Consider the following 19,701-nt stretch of genomic DNA (forward strand, 5'->3'; position numbering starts at 1 on the left):
TCGTACGGTCGTAACAAAGGAGTCATCATGAGGATTGCGCAAATCGCACCACTCTGGGAGGCGGTTCCTCCGACCCTCTATGGGGGAACCGAGCGGGTCGTTTCGTTCATCACCGAAGAACTCGTTCGGCAGGGTCATGACGTCACGCTGTTCGCGAGCGGCGATTCGGCCACCTCCGCCCGCTTGATCTCGACCTGTCCCGAAGCCCTGCGGCTCACTCGCGGTATTGCCAACTACGACGCGCCGCTGGTCACGATGCTGGAACGAGCATTCGCTGCGACGGAGGAATTCGATCTCATCCATTCCCATCTGGAATTCCTGCCCTTCCCGCTCGCGCGCCGCTGTCGTCTGCCCGTGCTCACCACCCTCCATGCGAGGCTGGATCAGCCGGAATTGCTGCCCGTGTTCCGCAAATTCGCGGACCTGCCGTTGGTCTCCGTTTCCGACGCCCAGCGAGAACCGATGCTCTGGGCCAATTGGCACAAGACCATTCACCCCGGATTGCCAGCCACGCTGTATCGGCCCCACTTCGAACCCGGAAAGTACTTGGTCTTTCTCGGTCGTATTGCCCCTGAAAAGGGGTTGGAGCAGGCCATTGCCGTCGCGCAACGAGTGGGCATGCCGCTCCGAATCGGCGCCCGTATCGATCCGGCCCCTATGGACTATTATCGAGCGGTGATCGAACCGCTGCTCGATAACCCCTTGATCGAATTCGTGGGCGAAGTGACGGATGCGGAAAAAGACGACTTTCTCGGCGACGCCTATGCACTCATCGCGCCGTATGAACGGCCTGAGCCGTTCGGGCTGGTGTTCATCGAATCGCTTGCTTGCGGCACGCCGATTATCGCCTATCGACGCGGATCAGTACCGGAGGTGGTCGAACAGGGAACAACCGGGTTCTTGTGCCACAGTCTGGACCAGATGGCCCAAGCGATCGATTTGATTCCGCTGCTTGATCGCACGGATTGCCGCCGATCCTTTGAGCGGCGCTTCACGGTCGAACGGATGGTGCAAGAATATGTAGGACCTTGAGGTCTAACTCCAAGTGCAACACTGCCAGCCCGAATGGGCTACGGTGTTGCCATGCACACGAGAGCGTACACACACCTGAGTGCTGAAGAGCGTGAGACGTTGAGTCTGGGGCTGACCCATGGCCATTCGCTCCGAACAATGGCGCGGATCTTGGGACGAGCCCCGAGCACCGTGAGCCGCGAGGTAGCCCGGAACACCACACGCGGCTGTCCCTATCGGGCCTGTACAGCGCAGCGCCACGCAGGCATCCGAGCGCATCACCCACGGCGGCTTCGAAAACTCCTCGACCCGTGGTTGTGGCAGTACGTCCAGCGGCATCTGGCGGCAGGGTGCTCGCCCGAGCAGATTGCTGGACGCCTCCGCCGCATGTATCCTGACGACATGAGGAAGCGGCTGTCTGCCGAAACCATCTATGCGGGCCTGTACGTGCTGCCACGTGGCGCCTTGCGGACCGAATTGTTGGCGGCCCTGCGTCAGGCACGCAAGACGCGTCGGCCGCGCGCACGGGGGGCCGACCGCCGCGGCCAGATTCCCAACATGACCCCGATTGCCGCACGCCCTGCTGAAGTGGCGACCCGGACGGTGCCCGGACACTGGGAAGGCGACTTGCTCAAAGGTGCTCGCAATAGATCGGCCGTTGGCACCCTGGTTGAGCGGACTACTCGCCTGGTCTTGTTGGCGAAAATGGAGGGCACCGATGCCGAGAGGGCCTATCGCGGGTTCTCCAAGAAGCTTCGGCACGTGCCAGCCGCGCTGCGCTCCACCCTGACCTATGATCGGGGCAAAGAGATGGCCGCTCACGAACGGTTGGCGAAGCGTCTGACGATCCGTATCTTTTTTGCCGATCCCCATTGCCCCTGGCAACGGGGAACCAACGAGAATACGAACGGACTCCTGCGTCAGTATTTGCCGAAGGGCACCGATCTGTCGCGCTATACCCAACGGGAATTGAACGCCATCGCCTATCGGCTGAACACCCGCCCACGGAAATGTCTCCACTTTGCCACGCCCCTGGAGGTCTATGCGCAGCTGCGCCATCATTCACCCGTTGCACTTGGAACTTGAAACCGCCGACTCTATCGGCAACTCACGGGGCAGACGGACGAGCCCCCTCTCCTCCGACCGCAGCCTTCTGTAGATGCGTCAGCCCTCAGTTCTGCCAGCGTCCCCATGGGCTAAAAGGAACAGGGCAGGCGCCCCATCGGACGCCTGCCCTCTCGTTACCGAACCGCTCCTCGCTTAGCGCTTACTGCTTGGCTGTCCCCCTTCGAAGCCAGGCGCTTGTCCGGACGGCAGACCGCTCGTGCCACTAGGGCCTCCCCCTCCGACACTCTCCTCACCCATCGAGCCGGTCGCTCCTCCGCTGTGCTGTCCCGGCACGCCAGGGTTACCGGGAGCCGTGGGGGCGGAACGCACCTGGTTGATCCGGTCCATATACTCCTGCAGATCAGGTGATTGATCCTTGCTGCTATTCATGCGCACTGCGTTTTGATACTCCTCCTTCTTCAAAGTTAGCTGCAGCTTGTCGTTCTTGGTCTGGAATTGGCTCCAGCGAAGCGGAATCGGCCGTTTAGATTCATCCGGCACGAAGACGGCATATTCGATCTCACCGGTCTTCGTATCCTTCAGCAGTTCCTTGATCTTGCCGATCGCTTCACCTTGACTGCTGTGCACCGTGGCATTTTTATACTTATGGTCTCTGGCCTCTACCAACTTTCCCTGTCGAACTGGGGTGTCGGCATAATTCTCAGGCACCCCTTCCTGGCCGCCGGTCAGGTCTGTCCGGTTATCGGCCTTGGTGCTCTCTTTCGGAGTGCTGGTGCCGGCCCCCTTACCCATCGTCGAATCCGGCGTACCTCCTTCCATGGATCCCTGGCTGAAGGCCGGAGAGCCGGCCGCGAGCAAGAAAGCGATGGTTCCTGCGTAGATGGCGATATTCCGTTTCATATCGACGCTCCTTTTCTTTGGTCGGATGAGATGACGTGCCTTGCGCAGCCGTGCTCACCAATAGGGTTTGTAGCCGTAATAGGTATGCAGCCGTTCTCCCCAGGACGTGTCGGCCATGTCCGGCCAATGGTCCTTGTCGAACCCTTCGGCCTGTTCGAGACGCTCGCGAGGCACATTGAGAATGAAAAAATCTCCGCCGGCCGAAATCGTAAGGGCTTCCCAGGGCAAGGCAAACAACTTGTCGCCCAACCCAAGAAATCCCCCGAAAGACAAGACCGCATAAGCAATCCGTCCCCGCTCAAGATCGATCATGAGAGAATGGATTTCTCCGAGATCCTCACCGGCCTGATTCTGTACCGGTGTCCCTTCGATGGTGGAAGCGGAGAGTAGTCGTCGACCTGTATGCAGCGCCATTGCAAACCTCCTCTGGTGTGAATGGGACAAAGCCCTGTCGGTTTGGCTCTCTCTTCGAGGCGTTGTTCACGACCTCGTAGATTATTCTTATCGCCGCTTCCTCATGAGCGACAGCTAGGAATGCCCCTAGAAACGTTGGGGGGGGAGAATTCAGCGAAGGCGGGATGCCGAGCGCATCACGATTCGCGCATCAGCAGAGCTGCCGGACAAGGGCTCAGCAACGGCCCGACAGGCAAGGCCTGTCGCTCACCCTGCGTCACCGTTTCAAATTGTTCGCCGGTAAAGAGATGGCGATAACGTGACCGCTCGCGCCAGGAGGGCACGGTGACCCAGGTGTCGGTCCAGAGGTGTCGGTCGGCCAATTCCTGCTCGCGCTCCGCAGTGAGCGTGGCCATGAGCCGCGGAACGATCGCCACCACGGCCTCATCGTGGTGCAGTCGGGCGAAGGCACAGAGATGCGCGTGGGCTCGCCCTTCCCCGGTCAGCGGCACATAGTCTCCATCCAAGTAGAGGGCGGCATGGGCGCGGCGGTGGCGCAAGGCCTCCTGCAGCACATAAAACTTGATCCGGCCATCCGGCCAGGCGGCCATGAGTCGATGCACCAGGTCGAGGCGGCCTCCATCGGCCCGACGGACCTCCCGATCGAGGTCTGCAGCGAGTCGGCTCCTGAGATCATAGTCCACCGGTCGCCGATTATCGGGATCCACCAGATTGAGATCCCATAACTCGGTGCCCTGGTAACAGTCTGCCACGCCGGGAGCCGCAACCCGCAACAACACCTGGGCCAACCCGTTCACCATGCCATACCGCGCGACGACGGCCTGCAGAGGAAGGAAGTCATCGAGAAACTGGTTGGGCCCCTTGCGTGCCAAGATGCCTCGGATAAAGCCACGCAGGGCCTGTTCGTAACCTTCCTGGGGATTGATCCAACTGCTGTGGACCTTGGCTTCCCGAACGGCCTTGACCATGTACGCTTCGATTCGCTCTTGAAAGGACCGGTGCTGCGCCTCCTCCATCGGACCGAGCGGCCACGCCCCCACCAGCGTCTGATAGAGGAGATACTCATCGTTGCGATCCGGCGCTGGTACTCCCTCGATGGCGGTGCGATGCCGTTTATTCAATTTGGCCCAGCGTAGCGTCGCCGATCGCCAACGGTCCGGCAGCTCCGAGAGCACGTTGATTCTGGCCCGCACATCCTCCCCGCGCTTCGTATCGTGGGTAGAGGTGGTCAGCATGGAATGGGGCCAGCCCGCTTGCCGTTCCCGCACCGTTTTGTGAAACCCCTCCACCGAGGTGCCGAACCGGGTCGATTCCCCTCCCACCTCGTTTAAGGAGACCAGCCGGTTATAGAGGTAGCACGCGGTGTCTTCCATCCCCTTCGCCATGACCGGGCCGGTGGTCTGTTGAAATTTTGTGACAAACCGGATTTGCTCCTCCCTCGCCATGCCGGCCGAATGGTCCAGCGTTCCCCATAAGAGATCGCGGACGAAATCAAACACATGACTGCTCAACGCCGGGTTGCGCCGTTTCGCGCGCGCCACCGCCATTCCGATGTACGCATGATCACGATCCGACAGCGTGTCTCGGTCCGCCGTCACATAGGTCCGATACACCGGGAAACAGGCGATGATTTCCCGGATGGCGTGGGTCAAACTATTGAGCGTGAAGTCCCGGTAGTGCCGATCGCGCTCGGAGAGCCCGTTCAGTTGATGGCCGAGCACATTGAGTTCGCTCGACATCGACACTCGCATAATGAGCTTCTTGCATTGATATACCAGCTCCTCGAAGGGCAGATGCGGCCCCGCAAACCTGGTGTAGAGCGCCTCCATCGCCCGCTCCTGGTCGCTGCGCACAAAGAGCCCGTTGACCATGTTCAAGAAGTCATACCCGGTCGTTCCTGCCACCGACCAGGTGTGGGGTAACTGCTCGCCCTTGCCGAGAATCTTCTCCACGACGATGAACAAGGACGCCGCATCCTGGCCGTCGCGCGATAGATTCCGAGCCGCCCACACCTGTAATTGGCGCAGGTAATGTTCGGGATCGTAGAGCCCGTCCACATGGTCGATCCGCAGGCCTGTTACCACCCCTGCCTTGAGCAACCGAAACACGAGTCGATGGGATTCGTCGAAGACGGCTGGTAGCTCCGTCCGTATCGCAGCCAGCTCGTTGACATCGAAGAAGCGCCGGTAATTGATCTCTTCGGATGCCACGCGCCACGAGGCCAGGCGATAGCTCTGCTGGTTCAACAGCCCGTCGAGGCGATCGAAACTCGCCGACTCGCCCTTCATGCCGTTGTAGGCTTCCACATTGGCCATGACCTGCTCGCGCACATCGCTGCTGTCTTTCATCAACGACGCCAAGCGCCGCCGAATGATGGCTTGTTCACGGTACCGTTCAGCGACCACTTCCGGTACACGTTCATGGCGAGGAGGCACATTGCGCAATGCGGTGAGGATGCTCCGGAGTTCCTGTATGGCGCCATGCTCTTCGCCCAAGCGCGCTGCCAGTTCCGAAAGTCCAAGGGACAGAATACCGACCCACGACGTGGCCGCCACCGGCAGGCGGTGGTGATAGTAGGTCAGCACGAACCCCTGGTTCTCATAGACCAGGCGGATGTCCTGATTCTCCAACACCGTCCCATATTGCTCGCCGAGGATCGGGAGCAGCACCTTATCTTCCAGCTCCCGCTTCAGCGGATGCCAATCGATGTCGAAGAACGGGGCGTATCGCGCGCCAGGACCCTGTTCCAAGACATCCCACCACCAGCGATTGTCGGCGGCGGCGATGCCCATATGGTTGGGAACCACGTCGAGCACGAGTCCCATCCCATGTTCCCGCAGAGCCGCCGTGAAGGCTTCGAAATCCTCTTCGGACCCGAGTTCCGGATTGAGGACCGTCGGATCGATCACGTCGTACCCGTGCAGGCTCCCGGGGACCGCCTTGAGGAACGAGGAAGCATAACAGTCCGTGATCCCCACCCCATGCAGATACGGCACGATGCGCGCCGCATCCCGAAAGGTGAACACATGATTGAACTGGAGTCGATAGGTGGAGAGCGGAATCCGCGGCATGGTCATCAACCTCGACGCTCCTCAGTGGGAGATCCGAGGGGCCGACGGCTCGTTGCGCGAGGAGCGTTTGGGGAACACCGTGATCCCTGAGGCGGTCCAAGGCACTGTGCTGTCCATACCGCTGTCTTGGTGGCCCCAGTCTGCGCCGGCGGGAATTTCGTTCTCTCGGTCGATGATGACGCGGCGCAGTCGTGTCTTCGCGCCAATGTAAGCGTGGTCGAAGATGACGGAGTCCTCGATCTGAGCCCCGGCGTCGATGCGGACATGGCGGCCGATGATACTGCGCCGGACGTCCGCCTCGATGATCCGGCTGCCCTCGCCGATGACGGCATGGTCCAGGTATGAGTTGACGACGCCGGCCGGCGGACCGCTCGAATGGGCCGTGCGGATCGGCCAATGGGGATTGCGCAGGTCGTTCACCGGCATGTCACCGAGCAAATCCATATTCGCCTGCCAGTAAGCCGGAATGGTCCCCACATCGCGCCAGTAGCCCGGCTCTTCGTAATAGGCGAGGCCCGGGATCTCGTTGTCTTGAAAATTGTAAGCCATTACGCGCTCACGATGAAGCAGGCGAGGAAGGATATCCTTCCCAAAATCATGCGCTCGTTCTTCGCTCGCATTTTCCTCCAACGCTCTGAGCAGGACGTCGGTGTTGAACAGATAGTTGCCCATGGACGACAGGGCTCGGTCCGGTCGGCCCGGCATGGGCTTCGGGAAGGCAGGCTTCTCGTCGAACCCCACGATGCGGCTGTTGCGGTCGACGTCGACGATGCCGAAGCCCCGCGCCTCCGGGAGCGGGACGGGCAGCGTCGCGACGGAGAGATCCGCCTCGCGTTCCAGATGGAAGCGGATCATTTGACGGATATCCATGCGATAAATGTGGTCCGCGCCGAACACCGCCACGAGGTCCGGCGCGAAATCCCGGATCAAATTCATGTTCTGATACACCGCATCGGCCGTGCCCTGGTACCAGCCGTCGCGCAGGTTCATCTGGGGCGGAACCACGGTGACGAACTGTCGGTCGCCGTCGCCGATCCGCCAGGCTCGGCGCAGGTGCTCGATCAACGACTGCGAGCGGTATTGCACCATCACATGCATGGCGGTAATGCCCGAGTTGTAGAAATTGCTGAGCACGAAGTCGACGATTCGATAGGTCCCTCCGAACGGGACCGCCGGTTTACTGCGGACCTCGGTCAAGGGCATCAATCGTTCCCCCTTTCCTCCCGCCAGAATCAACGCCAACACCTTCGGCTCGCTGGCTCGCCCCTCTCGACTCATGCCACGCTCCGCTTCTCCTTGCCGGACTGCGCTACAAGGCTCGCATGAAGGCCGCCAAGGCCGCCTTCTCCTCCGCATTCAACTTGAGGCCTCCGACGACGTTGAAAAACTCCACGGTATCTTCTAAGGTGGGCAATCTCCCGTCATGGAGGTAAGGCGGCGAATCCTTGATGCCCCGCAGGACAAACGTCTTGATGGGCCCGTCCGCCTTTGCGCCGAAGCGCTCCAGAAACAGGTCGTGCATCATGTGGTCCGTATAAGCCGGCGGCTGATGACAGACGGCGCAACGCGCCTTGCCGAAGAAAAGATCCTCTCCGGCGATTTCCTGTTTGTCGGCGCGGGACCGATCCAGTCGTCCCGTCATCGGGTCCAATTTGGGTGCCGGCGGGAAGTCGATCATGTTTTGTATCTGCGCCATGTGCGTCACTTGAAGACGATCGATGATGTTCATGCCCTTCTTGGCCGCGCGGATATGGTCGCCGTTAAAGTAGGCCGTGCGTTGCTCGAACTCCGTGAAATCTTCCACGGACCGCAGGCTCCGCTTCGACCCATGAATCTGCTGGTTGAACAGGCCCCTCAGACTCACCGTGTCGAGGCGCAACCGATCACGTTGCGGCCGCGTGTCCGGATTCAGATGAAACTGCCCGGTCGTATGGAAATTGACATGACAATCCAGGCAAGCCACGCCCAGGCTCGGTTTCGCCGACTTACGGTCCGGCGTCAAGTTGAACTCTTCCTGCGGGAACTGCGTCACCAGCATCCGCAACCCATCCAACTGCACCGGCGTAACCAATCCACGGAACAGCCGGTCGAAATTTTCCGCGCTCAGGACTTCGCCTTGTGAGACATCGCCCAATTCGGGATGCGTGGTGAGGAAAATGGGAGGCGGGAATTCCGGCAGGAAACACTCCGGCAGATCGAAGTCCACGTCAAATCGTTCGAGACGAGGAAACTGCTCGATCTGTTGCTTGGGAAACACCATGCCCCCCACCTCATGCTTCACATGGGGCAATCGCGTGAATCCTTGAGGAAAGGCCTGCTGTGTGCGAATTTCTTCTGCGTTCATCTGCGCCAACTTTTCCCACGTCAAACCATCCTTCAACAGTACGGTTGGCCCGATGGGTTGTGGTTTGCCTTTGGTCATCGTCACGGATGAATTGCCTTTGCAATCCAACTTGTATCGCTCTTTGAGCAGCGCAGCCTGCTTGGCCATCACTCCCGGCTTGTCCTTTACGTCTTTGGCCTTCGCTTCCTCTGCCAACTGGGTGGCCGATTGCCCCGGAGGACCGCCGAACAAGTCATACGAGAAGTCCACACCGTCAAATCCTTTTTTTTGGGTTTCTTCGATGGCAGCGCTACCCGTGCGCTCTTTGTCATGTCCCGGCTTGGCCTGCACCACTTGGTGCCCACCGCCGAATAAGAGGGCGGCTACGTACGCCCCGCCGATTCCACTGAGCAGGATCCATACCTGTCTGGGTCTGTTCACGGAGCACCTCGCTGTGAATCATTACATGGGGAAGCGTCTCGACCTCTTCCCTGTAGGGGTACGCTACAGAGTTGACAAAAGGCTGCCCACTAGGCATATCCCTGGCAAATTCATTCACGGGAGGCAGTCACATGACCGAGTTCAGCGATCGGGATCTAACAGAGCGCACGGTGCAGTATCCCAGCGAGGGGGTGACGGTGAAGGCCTATGTCGTGATGCCTCGCTCGGAGACGCCGCGAGCCGCGACCGGCAATCATCGTCATACAGGAATGGTGGGGGTTGAGCGAGCAGATCAAGGCTGTGGCTCGGCGCTATGCGCGTGAAGGGTATGTCGCCGTCGCCCCCGACCTCTATTCCCGCCTGGGGCACAAGCTGACAGCGGATCCCAACGAAGCCAGCAAGCTGATGAACCTGTTGAAGCAAGAGGACGGTTTAAAAGATTTGAACGCCACCGTCGCGTACCTGAAGACCATGCCGGAAGTGGAGGCGACCCGCATCGGCGTCACCGGCTTCTGCATGGGCGGGTCCTATGCGCTGATGCTGCCCTGTGTGAATCCCTCGATCAAAGCGGCGGTCCCCTTTTACGGATGGATCCCCGACCCGGATACCCCGTTGCAAAGGCTGGCCTGTCCCGTCCTCTATTTTTACGGCGAGAACGATGCCTTCATTCCCAAATCGGAGCCCCACCGGTTGACCCAAGCCCTGAAGAAATACAACAAGCCTGGCGAGGTGAAAACCTATCCTGGTGCCGGACATGCGTTTTTCAGGGATGGCGACCCCAGCACCTACAGACCGGCGGAGGCGCAGGATGCGTGGAACCGGACGCTGGTGTTCCTCCGGCAGCATCTCTCATAGGTGGAGCGAGGCTCCCACGGAGAAAAACGGAACCCCGGCTATCGAGTGCGACAGCCGTTAGAACGAGAGGGCGGCCCGCTCGTCTTGATCCTTCATCGCCGCCGCAAAACGTTTCATGCGTTCGACCAACGCCTTTTCTTCCGGGTCCAGCTTGTCTTCGCTCTTGAGGGGGAGCAGGACCGCATAGGGGACCGATTTGACCACAGCGGCAAAAATCTTGTGCGCCGCGTCGGCGCTGATCCCGCCTTCCTTCGTTTCCAACATTTCCAGGAAACGGTTCATTCCCTTTCGTTTCCCGTTGTACTCTCCCTTCACGGCCGCCTCACTGACCGTCTCCAATTGCTTGAAGTAGGGCTCAAAGTTCCCGCTCTTAGACAGGTTTTTTTGTTCCATCACAACCAACGCGATTTTGTCGATCCAAGGCGGCGCGACCCAGGCGCTCACGTCGAGGGGGGCAAGACAAAGAGCCGTCAATGCCGGGATGAGCATCATCAACGCCACATGTTTGAGGGGTTGTGTCATGATGAACTCCTTTCAGTTTGAAGGTTTGCCGCGCCGGTTGACTGCTGTCTGGTGGCACTCATGCAGGAGCAACAGGGGTGCCAGCGGAAGACTGCGCCGGAATCCATAAAAAAGTCCTCCGTGTCGGAGAAGAAAGCCGAATGTTGCATTGAATCGCACCGAGTGCTGTGTGCGGGACCGCTCGGTTCTACCTAGGTAGACTGCACGGAATCGCTGGTCTGATGCTCAACCGGCAGGTGACCGGACGGCCGTGATGATTTCTCACGGTCAGCGGCATTCGGCGCTTGGGGAATCGGGGCAGGCGTGGACGGCACCGACGATCTCGCAGCACTATCAGGATGAACCCAGGCTAATGGGGCCCTCCAACGGCATCGTTTGCGCGGCATGGTCCCAGAATCGTCATCAGCACCACGGCGCGGCGCGCCTCGCGAAGGGTCAGCGGTCGAAAGCTGCGTGACGGCGCCGTCGGCACAGAGAGTACCGGCGCATGCCGTAGGCCTTGCGGAACTGGCGTCGCCTTCTCGACAGGGATGATCCGCCGCCGAACCTCCACGGTCGGACTCCTCGTCTCAGGCCGCTCGCGCTCTTGTTCCTGCAGCATGCGTCTCAGCACGGGCACCACGAAGTTGATCAGCAGCACCAGCAGGACCAGCAATGCGATTAGAGCCTGTTCGATGGTCATGGCCGTTCCTCCCTCTTCGGACCAGCTGACGGCGGCTCCTCAGTCCCGGCGATCGCCTCCCGCATCGTCGTATCCGCCTGCACGTTCTTCATCCGGTAGTAGTCCATGATGCCCAGGTTCCCTTGCCGGAACGCCTCGGCCATGGCCTTCGGTACCTCCGCTTCGGCCTCCACCACCCTGGCACGCATCTCCTGCTCCAGCGCCACGGCCATGGCGCGGCGCTGCTCCGCTCTGGCTTGCGCAATCTGCTTGTCGGCGTTGGCCTGATCGATCTGGAGTTTCGCCCCGATGTTCTCGCCGACGTCCACGTCTGCGATATCGATCGACAAGATTTCGAACGCGGTACCCGCGTCGAGGCCTTTGCTGAGCACGTGCTTGGAAATGTGATCAGGGTTTTCCAGCACATCTTTGTGCGTCACGGCCGAGCCGATTGTGCTCACGATGCCTTCCCCCACCCGCGCGAGCACGGTTTCTTCGCCCGCCCCACCGACGAGCCGATCGAGATTCGTGCGCACGGTCACCCGGCAGATCGCATGGAGCTGAATGCCGTCCTTGGCCACCGCCGCAATGCGCGGCGTTTCAATCACCTTGGGGAGCACCGACATCTTCACCGCCCCGAGCACGTCGCGCCCCGCCAAATCGATCGCGGCCGCACGCTTGAAGGGCATCGGAATGTTCGCCTTGTCGGCGGAGATCATCGCATTGACGACGTTCACGACGTTGCCGCCGGCCAGGTAGTGGGCTTCCAAGTCGTTTAATGGAATGTTCAGCCCGGCCTTCACGGCGCTGATCTGCGCGGTGACGACGGTGCCGGGCGGGACGCGCCGCAGTCGCATGCCGATCAGGGTCAGGAGCCCGACGTAGGCGCCGGAGGCCCACGCAGCCACCCACAGGCGGAGCGGAATCAGATACAGCAACAGGGCGCTCCCGGCAAACACGAGGATCAGGGTTGCCAGGATTCCCACGAGACCGGTTTCCACTCCGTTCATGACTCGCTCCTTTCGCGGTCCTGCTCAATGCGCCGGACGACGATGCGGTTGCCCTCCACCCGCAGCACCTCGATCGGGTCTCCGGGTTCGATGTATTCGCCGTCGGCGACCACATCCACGCGTTCGTGGTCGAAATGGGCGATTCCGGCTGGTCGCAACGTCGAGGCGGCCACTCCCCGTTTCCCGAGCCAACGCCGGTCCGCTTCGGGCGCAGAGGCATATCCCGCTTCAGCCTGCAGCCCGGTCTCCAGCACCAGCCTTCGGCCGAACGGCAGGCGCGGCACGGCTCGCAGCAGAGCGAGCGCCGCCACAATGGCCAGGAGCAGGGCCCCCAACACCTGCCCGAGCGCAGCCAGCACGACCTCCCACGTCGCACCGGTTCCTACCAAGCTCAATCCCAGCCCTCCGAGCAGGGCAGCAATCCCGAGGGCCCCGAGGATCCCGAACCCGGGTGTGACAAACATCTCGATTGCCAGGAGCAGGAGCCCCCCGGCGATCAGCAACAGTTCTTCCCAGCCCGCAAGCTGAACCAGCCAGTGCCCCCACAGAAACAGCGCCAGACAGACCACGCCGAAACCGCCGGGCACGCCAAAGCCGGGCGTTTGGATCTCCACGATCAGTCCCAGCACGCCCAGCGCCATGAGGAGCGAACTCACGATCGGATGCGTCAGGACGCGCACGAGTGATTCGGCCCAGGTCTCCGACATCCGACGGACTTCGACGTCCGGAAGATTCAAGGCCGTCAGCAGCGCATCCAGCGTCTCGGCGCGCACATCCGCCAGCTTGTGCTGCAACGCTTCGTCGGTCGTCAGCGTCAGGAGTTTCCCTTTCTCGATCACGCCAGGGATCTCCACATCCGCATCCACCATCGCTTCCGCCAGCAACGGCGGGCGCTTGCGGCTCTCGGCCGTCGCGCGGAACTCTTTCCGCATGTACGAGACCGTCTTTTCCTCGACCGGTTGCGCCGGCCCGCCCGGCAGGCCGATCTGGACCGGCGTGGCCGCGCCGATCGTCCCGCCACCGGCCATGACAATCGTCTCGGCCGCCAGACAGATCAGCGCGCCGGCCGAAATCGCCCGCCGATTGACAAACGCGACGGTCTTGACCTTGGCCCGTAGCAGGGCGTCGCGGATCAGCACCGCCGCATCCACACGCCCGCCGAACGTATCGATGTCAAGAACGACCGCTGCCGCATGAGCCTGCGTCGCTTCCGTCAGCACTCGTTCGATAAAGGGGGCAAGCCCCAGATCGATGACGCCTTCGACCGGGATCACATAGACCACGGGCCGCGCGGTCTCGGCAGAAGATACCCCCGCGAGAAATAGAACGAGGAATACCAGGATGCCACCCGTGATTCCCAGGAGAGCTCTGTCTTCTCTCGCGATCATAAATAAGGCGTGGACGGCGAGTGAGCCGGATTATTCGGCACACACCTCGCTGAAGGAACGCCGATGGAGTTTATCGATCATGCGCTTGGTCGCGACTCGCAAGCGGTCAAAGGTGTTGCCACCGCTTGTCTTGCTCGAGTTTCCCGAACAAGTCGTTGAGGGCCGCGCGGACCGCTCGGTTGATTGGCTCCCGATCATCTTCCTGACCGCCCCGGCTCACCGCGCCGACCGCTTGCCCTGTGCCGACATAGTCGAGCAGGACCCTGCCGGAGTGAGGGTCCCGCAGCGCACCATCGACCTTCGCCACATAGATATGATTGAACGTAAAGGACGTGCTGGGGTCAACGTAGATGAATACCCGCAGCGTCATTGACAGATCGGCGGGCCCCTCCTTTACGACCTGCCGAAACGTGCGGCGCCCGAGAACGTACTCCCGGATGGCCTCTTCCCATTGAGGCTGTGCTCGCTCGGCAGAGGGAACCTTTGCGATGACATGGTTCTGCAGGCTGGGGTCCGCGATCATGGTCGCGCCAGATTGAACCAGATACGCTCCCACCTCGGCGAGCTGGACTCGCGCTGAATAGGGAACCGGCTGGTTCGTCGGCACGACGAGAATCGGCTCCAGCACGAGATGATTGCACCCACTCAGTGCCCACCCAACGACGAGGGTGAGAAGTCGGCATCCGAGGGGGCGACGCGTAGGCCCATGCGTTCGACACATGCGTTCCATCTTGCACCTCCGCGACAACAGATGTCTCTTCACGCCCGTTTCCGATCAGCGCGATAGCGATTCCTATCTCGGGTGATCGGGACCAGGACTGACAAGCAGTGGAACATTGAGCGTTTCGGGCACAATGATCATTTTCGCATTGGGGCTTTCATATAACTTGAACCGCAGATAGTCCGGAGTCAGCGTCTTGGTGATGATTTCCTGCGCTTGAGACTGTCCCGTGGCCCGAATCCTGAGGCTGTCGGCTTCGCCGTCCGCGCGGATCTTCAACGAATCGCCCTCACCTTTCGCTTGAATCCGCGCAATCTCGGCATTCCGCTGTGCGATGACCACCTCGAACTCCTTCTGTTCCTTCTCCTGCTCCTTCGCCTGCTTCTGTTCGATGGCCTTCAACACCATTTGGGAAAATTCCATTTCCGAGAGCGCCACGCTATAGACGTCCAGATGGCGCCCCTTCAGCGCTTCGACCACGACGGCCTCGATCTTGTTCCCGATTTCGCTGCTGCGTTCCGGGAGGGTGACCATCGTGTAGTTGGCCACGACGCCGCGCACGGCCGACAAAAATTGCGGGCGCACCAACTGCTTGTACCAGTCCGGCCCTACTTCCTGGGCCAGAAAATAGATTTCGTCCGCGATCGGGCGCATCGTGATCGCGGCGTACACCGTGACCGGCAGGTCGTCCGCAGTCAGTGCGTCTACCTTTTCCGTAAAACTCTGCCATCTCGCCTCGTACACGAGGACATCGTTCCACGGCGCCCGCCAGTAGAACCCATCCTTGAGCGATTCCTTCATCAGCCCGGCGGTGAGGGGACGCCAGCGCAGTCCCCGCTTCCCCGGATCAACTGCCCGGCCACAGCTCTGAAGAACCATCAGTAACGGGATCAGTAAGAGAAGTGCGCGAACTGGCAGAGAGTGTGTCATAACATCCTCCTGTCTGTATCGCGTGCGCAACGCTGAGGCTCTGAAGCTCAATGAGCTACTGGGCGCGTGGGCCGTTACCTGGTTCCGGCCACGGCCGCATGATCCTCGGCCACGCGATCGAGTTCCAGCGCGGTCTGTTCATAGTAACGTGCCAACAGCCGTGCCCCTGAAACCAAGTCCGAGTCAGGCCCGAAGAGCTCCTCGTAGCGAACGGCTGCGGTGGCTTGTGCAGCAGCTTTCTCGCGCATCGCGAAGGCCCGATGCCGGTAGTAGTCGGCAATAGCCCGCTGATCGTGCGACGGATCATACGACCCCATATCGATCGGTGCGTGTGAAGCGCAACCGACGATCTCCAGCAGGCACACCAGGAGCAGGCTCCGGGCCACCTGCCCCCGGACGCGTTTCCGGCGACAGTCTCGCGATGCCTTCAACGACGCGTCGCGGAATGTCACGATTTCGCCTCCCTCCCTAGCCCACTCGCCGGTTCCCACGCCTGGTCCTCCTCCACTGCTATGACGAGCCGTCTGAAGATATCGGGAGACGCATGCGCCACCCGGCTCCAATTCGAAATCATGGGGACGCCGAGCGGATCGACAAGGAACGTGTCAGTGGCCAGTTTGATGCCCGTCAGGAACGCTTCAACCGCCTTCCGCTCCTGGTGCCGGTCGAAATGCAGGCTGTTGATGGCGGCATCATCCTCATAGCGGCGAATGGCTTCTTGGGCAGACTGCAGATAGGTGGCACGCAACGTCTTTAAGACCGCCTCCGACAACACCACCCCTTGGCTGGCCAGGTTCCGGAAGAGGGATTTCGCGATATCCACGGTCATTTTCAACAGACCGGCCTCGGGGTTGTCGGCGGACAGCGCCTGATGCTTGTGCTCGTAAGCATCGGCGAGATCGACCTGGCAAATTCGCCGCAGTGCACAGTTGCGAAAGACTTCGGCCAACACCCCGATTTCCAACCCCCAGTCTCCCGGGATCCGATTGATCCACGCCAACTCGCATACCATGGCAAACTCTCCAGCCAGGGGATACCGGAAGCTGTCCAAGAACGTCAGGAGCGGCTGAGGGCCCACCAGTTCCCCCAGGCTGCGGATCAGCGGCGTCATGAACAGCCTGGTCACACGCCCGTGAAGACGATCCGTCACGCGGCTATAGTAGCCCTTGCTGAACTCATAGCCGAGATTGGGGTTGGCGACGGGATAACAGAGCCGTGCGAGATACTCGCGCTGGTAGCTCACGATATCGGCATCGTGTAGCGCGATGACGTTGCTGCGCCCGCGCGCCAGAACGTACCCGAAGGCCAGCCAACAGGACTGGCCTTTCCCGGGAAGCCCCACATCGATACCCAGGCTCGTGAGGTCTCGCAAAGTCTCCTGCATGCGCGGGCCATCCACCCACACGAGCCGCACATGTTGAGGCAGGCATTTGAAATAGTCCTTCGCCCGGCGAAACTCGAGCGCCGAGGCCCGGCCAAGCGCCACCACGATCTCGTTGAGGTAGCCGATCCGCCCAAGCTGCTGGACGATTCCGCCAAGGGCTGGCCCCTCTAACTCGGAATAGAGCGCCGGCAGCACCAACGCGATGGGGTTGATCTGAGCATGACGCGTCAACTCAGCTTCAAGTTGGTCGACGTTCGGCCGGCCGAGCCGATGGAGCACCGTCACGACGCCGTTTTGCAGAAAATCCGACAACGCGAACCTCCTTCCTCTTTGCCAACTGGTGGACCGGGTCGCCGCCGCGCCTCCCTCTTCCTCCATCCGACCTGTCGCCAACACGACGATCCCGTCGGCCCGCTCGATCACGTGTTCCGCAACTTCGAAACGGCTTTGCGTGCCACAATCCCCCTCCACAACTTTCGAATGACCTAGAGACAACCACCGGTCTCAGCTAGGAGTCGAGAAGACCCTCACCGGCACACCAGAACCGAGTGTGTTGTGCCGATTCCTCGGTTGCCTCAAACGGCATTGGCGGCACCACACCTACAGCCGTAACACGGACCTCGCGCGGCAGGGGCAAACGCAGCAGACACTCAACGGCCGCCCGCGCCATAGGCGACCCGTCGATCCCGACCATCACGCGAGCCGACACATCGATCGAGTTCTTCACGGCAAGGACCGAACAGGGCGCGTGCATCGCCACCCGGCGCGACACGCTGCCTGTCAGGAAATGCACAACGTCCGGCACCCCATGCGCGCCGCGCGAAGGATGATGTCTCCCACCGGACGGCCACGGAGGACGTCGTAGCGGACCTGCTTCCAGCCGGATGAGACAACCTTCCGTTTCAGGCGGTCGAAGAGCGCCTCGCTCCGCTCTTCTCCGAGTTCCAGCGCCTCGATCCCCTTGGTCGGAAACGGGATGCCGTACGCGACAACCTTCAGAAGGATGAGACGGGACTCGCGAAGCGAACAAAAACCTTGGAGAGCTGTCACCGCCCATTGCGCATGCGGCGAGTCGTCAACGGCACAGAGAACGTCCATGCAAGCGCTCACAAATGATGAAGATCATGCGATACTCCACACAGTTGCATTGCAAGTGCCAGCAGGCGATTACGCTCACAACCCTGGTAAGGATGCAGAAGAACAGCCAGTTCGAGTCGAGGAATTCGGGAGCGGAATGATGGGCCATTTCAAGCGGTGGGGAATTATGGACTTCGAACAGGCTTCTGCTGTGGCCTAATGCCCCTGAGGACGTTTCTGCAGTGGCATTGTCAAAGAGACGCGCGAGTATCTCTCGCGGGTGCTTGACGGGAGTTTTCGACACTCGCTCATAGTGCAGCCCGTGAGGCCGCCTCTTCTTGCCGACGGTTCGAGACATCTACTGTCCGGCCCCCCTGATGCCCCGCGTGGAACATCGAGCGCAGCCGCATGGCGGAGGGATGGTCGGCAAACACCAAGAGCGAATCCCCCGCCTCCAGCACGGTGCCGCCGTCCGGAACGAAGGAGCGGCCCTGTCTGGCGATCAGCAACACATACCCCGATTTGGGCAAGCCGAGATCCACGAGGCGCTTGCCGATCGCTGTCGACGAGGCCGGCACACTGACTTCCATAAGGCCGCTCTTCAGGCTCGTCGGCGCATCCCACACCGGTGACGCCTCCAGACGAGGCTGCCAGGGCTCATCCACCCCCAGCCACCGCGCCACCAACGGAATCGAGGTGCCCTGCAGCAGGACTGAGGTCAGGACGATGAAGAACACCAGATTGAAGATGAAGCCGGCCTGCGGCACCCCGGCGAGCAACGGGAACGTGGCAAGAATGATCGGCACGGCGCCCCGCAGGCCGACCCAGGCCACCATCGTCTTTTCCTGGAAGGTCAGCTTCGTGAACACCAGCGTCACGAAGACGGCAACGGGCCGGGCGACGACCATGAGGAACAGCGCCAGCAACAGGCCCGACCCCGCGATCGGCACGAGCTGCGTCGGGAACACTTGCAAGCCGAGCGTGAGGAACATGGCAATTTGCATCAGCCAGGCCAAGCCGTCGTGGAACCGCACGAGGCTCCGCTTATGGATGAATTCGCTGTTGCCCATCATGAGACCGGCCACATACACGGCGAGAAATCCGTTGCCGCCCAGCCATGCGCTTCCGCTGTAGGTGAGGAGCACCAGCGACAGGGTCAGTACCGAATAGAGTCCGTCGTATTCGAGGCGCAGGCGGTTGACCGACAACACCATCAGCTTCCCCGCGCCGTACCCGATGACTGCCCCGAGAGTCATCTGCCGCACGAACATCGGGATCAGCTCCAGAGGCGAATGGGAGGCGCCCGTGATCAGCGTGATCAGTCCCAGCGTCAGGAACACTGCCATCGGATCGTTGCTACCGGACTCCAGCTCGAGCAGCGGCTTCAGGGGGCTGCGCAGGCTGACGTAGCGCGACCGCATCACGGCAAAGACTGCCGCGGCATCCGTGGAGGAAACGATGGCGCCGATCAGCGGCCCTTCCACCCAGGACATGTCTAGCACCGCAATGGCGAACCAGCCGACGAGCGCGGCGGTCAAGGCGACGCCGAGCGTGGACAGCGCGATGCCGGGCCCCAGCACGGGCTTCACCTGCGACCAGATCGTGTCCATCCCGCCCGCGAACAAAATAAACGTCAGCGCCACGACGCCCAGCGATTGCGCCAGCCAGGGGTTGTCGAAATGGATGCCCCCGGGCCCGTCGGATCCTGCGAGCATCCCAATGACCAGAAACAGCAGCAGCGCGGGCACCCCAATACGACCGGACGCTTTGCTGGCGATGACGCTGAGCAGCAAAAGGCCGGAGGCACCGAGCAATAGATATTCGATCGTTACGGCCATGCGTGCTTGTCCTGGCGACTCCTGGGTGAGAGTGTGAGGACCGACCAGCCAGCCCGGCTCAGCAGGTCCTCCGCCACGCTGCCGAGC

Annotated in this window: 21 protein-coding genes; 5 read left to right on the forward strand and 16 right to left on the reverse strand. The window is 61.2% G+C overall.

Going from position 1 to position 19,701, the window contains the following annotated elements; genetic code table 11:
• Positions 1–27 precede the first annotated feature (27 nt).
• Both HRU82_05235 and HRU82_05240 read left to right on the forward strand, forming a co-directional pair.
• Positions 28–1,032: a glycosyltransferase family 4 protein gene (locus HRU82_05235; protein QOJ34390.1), complete on the forward strand. Its 1,005-nt coding sequence runs from the start codon at positions 28–30 to the stop codon at positions 1,030–1,032.
• A gap of 51 nt (positions 1,033–1,083) precedes the next feature.
• Positions 1,084–2,097, forward strand: coding sequence for an IS30 family transposase (locus HRU82_05240; protein ID QOJ34391.1), 1,014 nt, complete (start codon positions 1,084–1,086; stop codon positions 2,095–2,097).
• 174 nt (positions 2,098–2,271) lie between these two features.
• Here HRU82_05240 and HRU82_05245 read toward each other — a convergent pair whose 3' ends face one another.
• From HRU82_05245 to HRU82_05265, 5 genes are all read right to left on the reverse strand, one after another.
• A complete protein-coding gene (locus tag HRU82_05245) occupies positions 2,272–2,979 on the reverse strand; it encodes a PRC-barrel domain-containing protein (protein QOJ34392.1) in 708 nt (235 codons plus the stop codon).
• A 54-nt stretch (positions 2,980–3,033) separates the two neighbouring features.
• On the reverse strand, positions 3,034–3,393 hold the full coding sequence (locus tag HRU82_05250) for a PRC-barrel domain-containing protein (GenBank protein QOJ34393.1): 360 nt from the start codon (positions 3,391–3,393) through the stop codon (positions 3,034–3,036).
• Positions 3,394–3,569: 176 nt separating this feature from the next.
• Positions 3,570–6,470, reverse strand: coding sequence for a malto-oligosyltrehalose synthase (treY, locus tag HRU82_05255; GenBank protein ID QOJ34394.1), 2,901 nt, complete (start codon positions 6,468–6,470; stop codon positions 3,570–3,572).
• A gap of 15 nt (positions 6,471–6,485) precedes the next feature.
• Complete coding sequence (gene glgC, locus HRU82_05260) at positions 6,486–7,742, reverse strand: glucose-1-phosphate adenylyltransferase (GenBank protein QOJ34395.1); 1,257 nt, start codon at positions 7,740–7,742, stop codon at positions 6,486–6,488.
• Between the two features lie 31 nt (positions 7,743–7,773).
• A complete protein-coding gene (locus tag HRU82_05265; protein ID QOJ34396.1) occupies positions 7,774–9,228 on the reverse strand; it encodes a cytochrome B6 in 1,455 nt (484 codons plus the stop codon).
• A 131-nt stretch (positions 9,229–9,359) separates the two neighbouring features.
• Here HRU82_05265 and HRU82_05270 point away from each other — a divergent pair, with 131 nt between their 5' ends.
• The gene (locus HRU82_05270; GenBank protein ID QOJ34397.1) at positions 9,360–9,551 is read left to right on the forward strand and encodes a hypothetical protein; all 192 of its coding nucleotides are present in this window, start codon (positions 9,360–9,362) and stop codon (positions 9,549–9,551) included.
• Positions 9,481–10,083, forward strand: coding sequence for a dienelactone hydrolase family protein (locus HRU82_05275; protein ID QOJ37115.1), 603 nt, complete (start codon positions 9,481–9,483; stop codon positions 10,081–10,083). Before HRU82_05270 ends, HRU82_05275 begins: the two co-directional genes overlap by 71 nt.
• 57 nt (positions 10,084–10,140) lie before the next feature.
• On the opposite strand, the gene HRU82_05280 is transcribed toward HRU82_05275, so the two are convergent.
• The 10 genes from HRU82_05280 to HRU82_05325 all read right to left on the reverse strand — a co-directional run bounded on the left by HRU82_05280 (position 10,141) and on the right by HRU82_05325 (position 17,797).
• The gene (locus HRU82_05280) at positions 10,141–10,605 is read right to left on the reverse strand and encodes a hypothetical protein (protein ID QOJ34398.1); all 465 of its coding nucleotides are present in this window, start codon (positions 10,603–10,605) and stop codon (positions 10,141–10,143) included.
• A gap of 349 nt (positions 10,606–10,954) precedes the next feature.
• Positions 10,955–11,287, reverse strand: coding sequence for a hypothetical protein (locus HRU82_05285; GenBank protein QOJ34399.1), 333 nt, complete (start codon positions 11,285–11,287; stop codon positions 10,955–10,957).
• Complete coding sequence (gene floA, locus HRU82_05290) at positions 11,284–12,276, reverse strand: flotillin-like protein FloA (protein QOJ34400.1); 993 nt, start codon at positions 12,274–12,276, stop codon at positions 11,284–11,286. Before floA ends, HRU82_05285 begins: the two co-directional genes overlap by 4 nt.
• Positions 12,273–13,664: a nodulation protein NfeD gene (locus HRU82_05295; protein QOJ34401.1), complete on the reverse strand. Its 1,392-nt coding sequence runs from the start codon at positions 13,662–13,664 to the stop codon at positions 12,273–12,275. The genes floA and HRU82_05295 overlap by 4 nt, the downstream gene beginning before the upstream one ends.
• A 106-nt stretch (positions 13,665–13,770) precedes the next feature.
• The gene (locus HRU82_05300; GenBank protein QOJ34402.1) at positions 13,771–14,292 is read right to left on the reverse strand and encodes a hypothetical protein; all 522 of its coding nucleotides are present in this window, start codon (positions 14,290–14,292) and stop codon (positions 13,771–13,773) included.
• Between the two features lie 165 nt (positions 14,293–14,457).
• Positions 14,458–15,315 (reverse strand): prohibitin family protein, encoded by an 858-nt coding sequence (locus tag HRU82_05305; GenBank protein QOJ34403.1) that lies wholly within the window; start codon positions 15,313–15,315, stop codon positions 14,458–14,460.
• A gap of 74 nt (positions 15,316–15,389) precedes the next feature.
• Positions 15,390–15,767 carry a hypothetical protein gene (locus tag HRU82_05310; GenBank protein QOJ34404.1) on the reverse strand — a complete coding sequence of 126 codons (378 nt, stop codon included), beginning with the start codon at positions 15,765–15,767 and terminating at the stop codon, positions 15,390–15,392.
• Positions 15,764–17,011, reverse strand: coding sequence for a glycosyl transferase (locus HRU82_05315; protein QOJ34405.1), 1,248 nt, complete (start codon positions 17,009–17,011; stop codon positions 15,764–15,766). The genes HRU82_05310 and HRU82_05315 overlap by 4 nt, the downstream gene beginning before the upstream one ends.
• Before the next feature lie 196 nt (positions 17,012–17,207).
• The gene (locus tag HRU82_05320) at positions 17,208–17,471 is read right to left on the reverse strand and encodes a universal stress protein (protein ID QOJ34406.1); all 264 of its coding nucleotides are present in this window, start codon (positions 17,469–17,471) and stop codon (positions 17,208–17,210) included.
• A gap of 8 nt (positions 17,472–17,479) precedes the next feature.
• Positions 17,480–17,797: a universal stress protein gene (locus HRU82_05325; GenBank protein ID QOJ34407.1), complete on the reverse strand. Its 318-nt coding sequence runs from the start codon at positions 17,795–17,797 to the stop codon at positions 17,480–17,482.
• Here HRU82_05325 and HRU82_05330 point away from each other — a divergent pair.
• Positions 17,796–17,996, forward strand: coding sequence for a hypothetical protein (locus HRU82_05330; protein QOJ34408.1), 201 nt, complete (start codon positions 17,796–17,798; stop codon positions 17,994–17,996). The two genes, HRU82_05325 and HRU82_05330, sit on opposite strands and share 2 nt — an antisense overlap.
• 88 nt (positions 17,997–18,084) lie before the next feature.
• Here the strand turns inward: HRU82_05330 and HRU82_05335 are convergent, their stop codons facing one another.
• Positions 18,085–19,614: a potassium/proton antiporter gene (locus HRU82_05335; GenBank protein ID QOJ34409.1), complete on the reverse strand. Its 1,530-nt coding sequence runs from the start codon at positions 19,612–19,614 to the stop codon at positions 18,085–18,087.
• Positions 19,615–19,701 lie beyond the last annotated feature (87 nt).

Source organism: Nitrospira sp., assembly GCA_015709715.1.
Taxonomy (GTDB): domain Bacteria; phylum Nitrospirota; class Nitrospiria; order Nitrospirales; family Nitrospiraceae; genus Nitrospira_A.

What these genes read in the sequence shown, in the direction of transcription:
- HRU82_05240 (QOJ34391.1), top strand. Translation starts at nt 1,084, where the DNA reads ATGCACACGAGAGCGTACACACACCTGAGTGCTGAAGAGCGTGAGACG.
- HRU82_05330 (QOJ34408.1), top strand. Translation starts at nt 17,796, where the DNA reads ATGCAAGCGCTCACAAATGATGAAGATCATGCGATACTCCACACAGTT.
- HRU82_05270 (QOJ34397.1), top strand. Translation starts at nt 9,360, where the DNA reads ATGACCGAGTTCAGCGATCGGGATCTAACAGAGCGCACGGTGCAGTAT.
- HRU82_05245 (QOJ34392.1), bottom strand. Translation starts at nt 2,979, where the DNA reads ATGAAACGGAATATCGCCATCTACGCAGGAACCATCGCTTTCTTGCTC.
- HRU82_05295 (QOJ34401.1), bottom strand. Translation starts at nt 13,664, where the DNA reads ATGATCGCGAGAGAAGACAGAGCTCTCCTGGGAATCACGGGTGGCATC.
- HRU82_05280 (QOJ34398.1), bottom strand. Translation starts at nt 10,605, where the DNA reads ATGACACAACCCCTCAAACATGTGGCGTTGATGATGCTCATCCCGGCA.
- HRU82_05235 (QOJ34390.1), top strand. Translation starts at nt 28, where the DNA reads ATGAGGATTGCGCAAATCGCACCACTCTGGGAGGCGGTTCCTCCGACC.
- HRU82_05305 (QOJ34403.1), bottom strand. Translation starts at nt 15,315, where the DNA reads ATGACACACTCTCTGCCAGTTCGCGCACTTCTCTTACTGATCCCGTTA.
- HRU82_05325 (QOJ34407.1), bottom strand. Translation starts at nt 17,797, where the DNA reads ATGGACGTTCTCTGTGCCGTTGACGACTCGCCGCATGCGCAATGGGCG.
- HRU82_05285 (QOJ34399.1), bottom strand. Translation starts at nt 11,287, where the DNA reads ATGACCATCGAACAGGCTCTAATCGCATTGCTGGTCCTGCTGGTGCTG.
- glgC (QOJ34395.1), bottom strand. Translation starts at nt 7,742, where the DNA reads ATGAGTCGAGAGGGGCGAGCCAGCGAGCCGAAGGTGTTGGCGTTGATT.
- treY (QOJ34394.1), bottom strand. Translation starts at nt 6,470, where the DNA reads ATGACCATGCCGCGGATTCCGCTCTCCACCTATCGACTCCAGTTCAAT.
- HRU82_05335 (QOJ34409.1), bottom strand. Translation starts at nt 19,614, where the DNA reads ATGGCCGTAACGATCGAATATCTATTGCTCGGTGCCTCCGGCCTTTTG.
- floA (QOJ34400.1), bottom strand. Translation starts at nt 12,276, where the DNA reads ATGAACGGAGTGGAAACCGGTCTCGTGGGAATCCTGGCAACCCTGATC.
- HRU82_05250 (QOJ34393.1), bottom strand. Translation starts at nt 3,393, where the DNA reads ATGGCGCTGCATACAGGTCGACGACTACTCTCCGCTTCCACCATCGAA.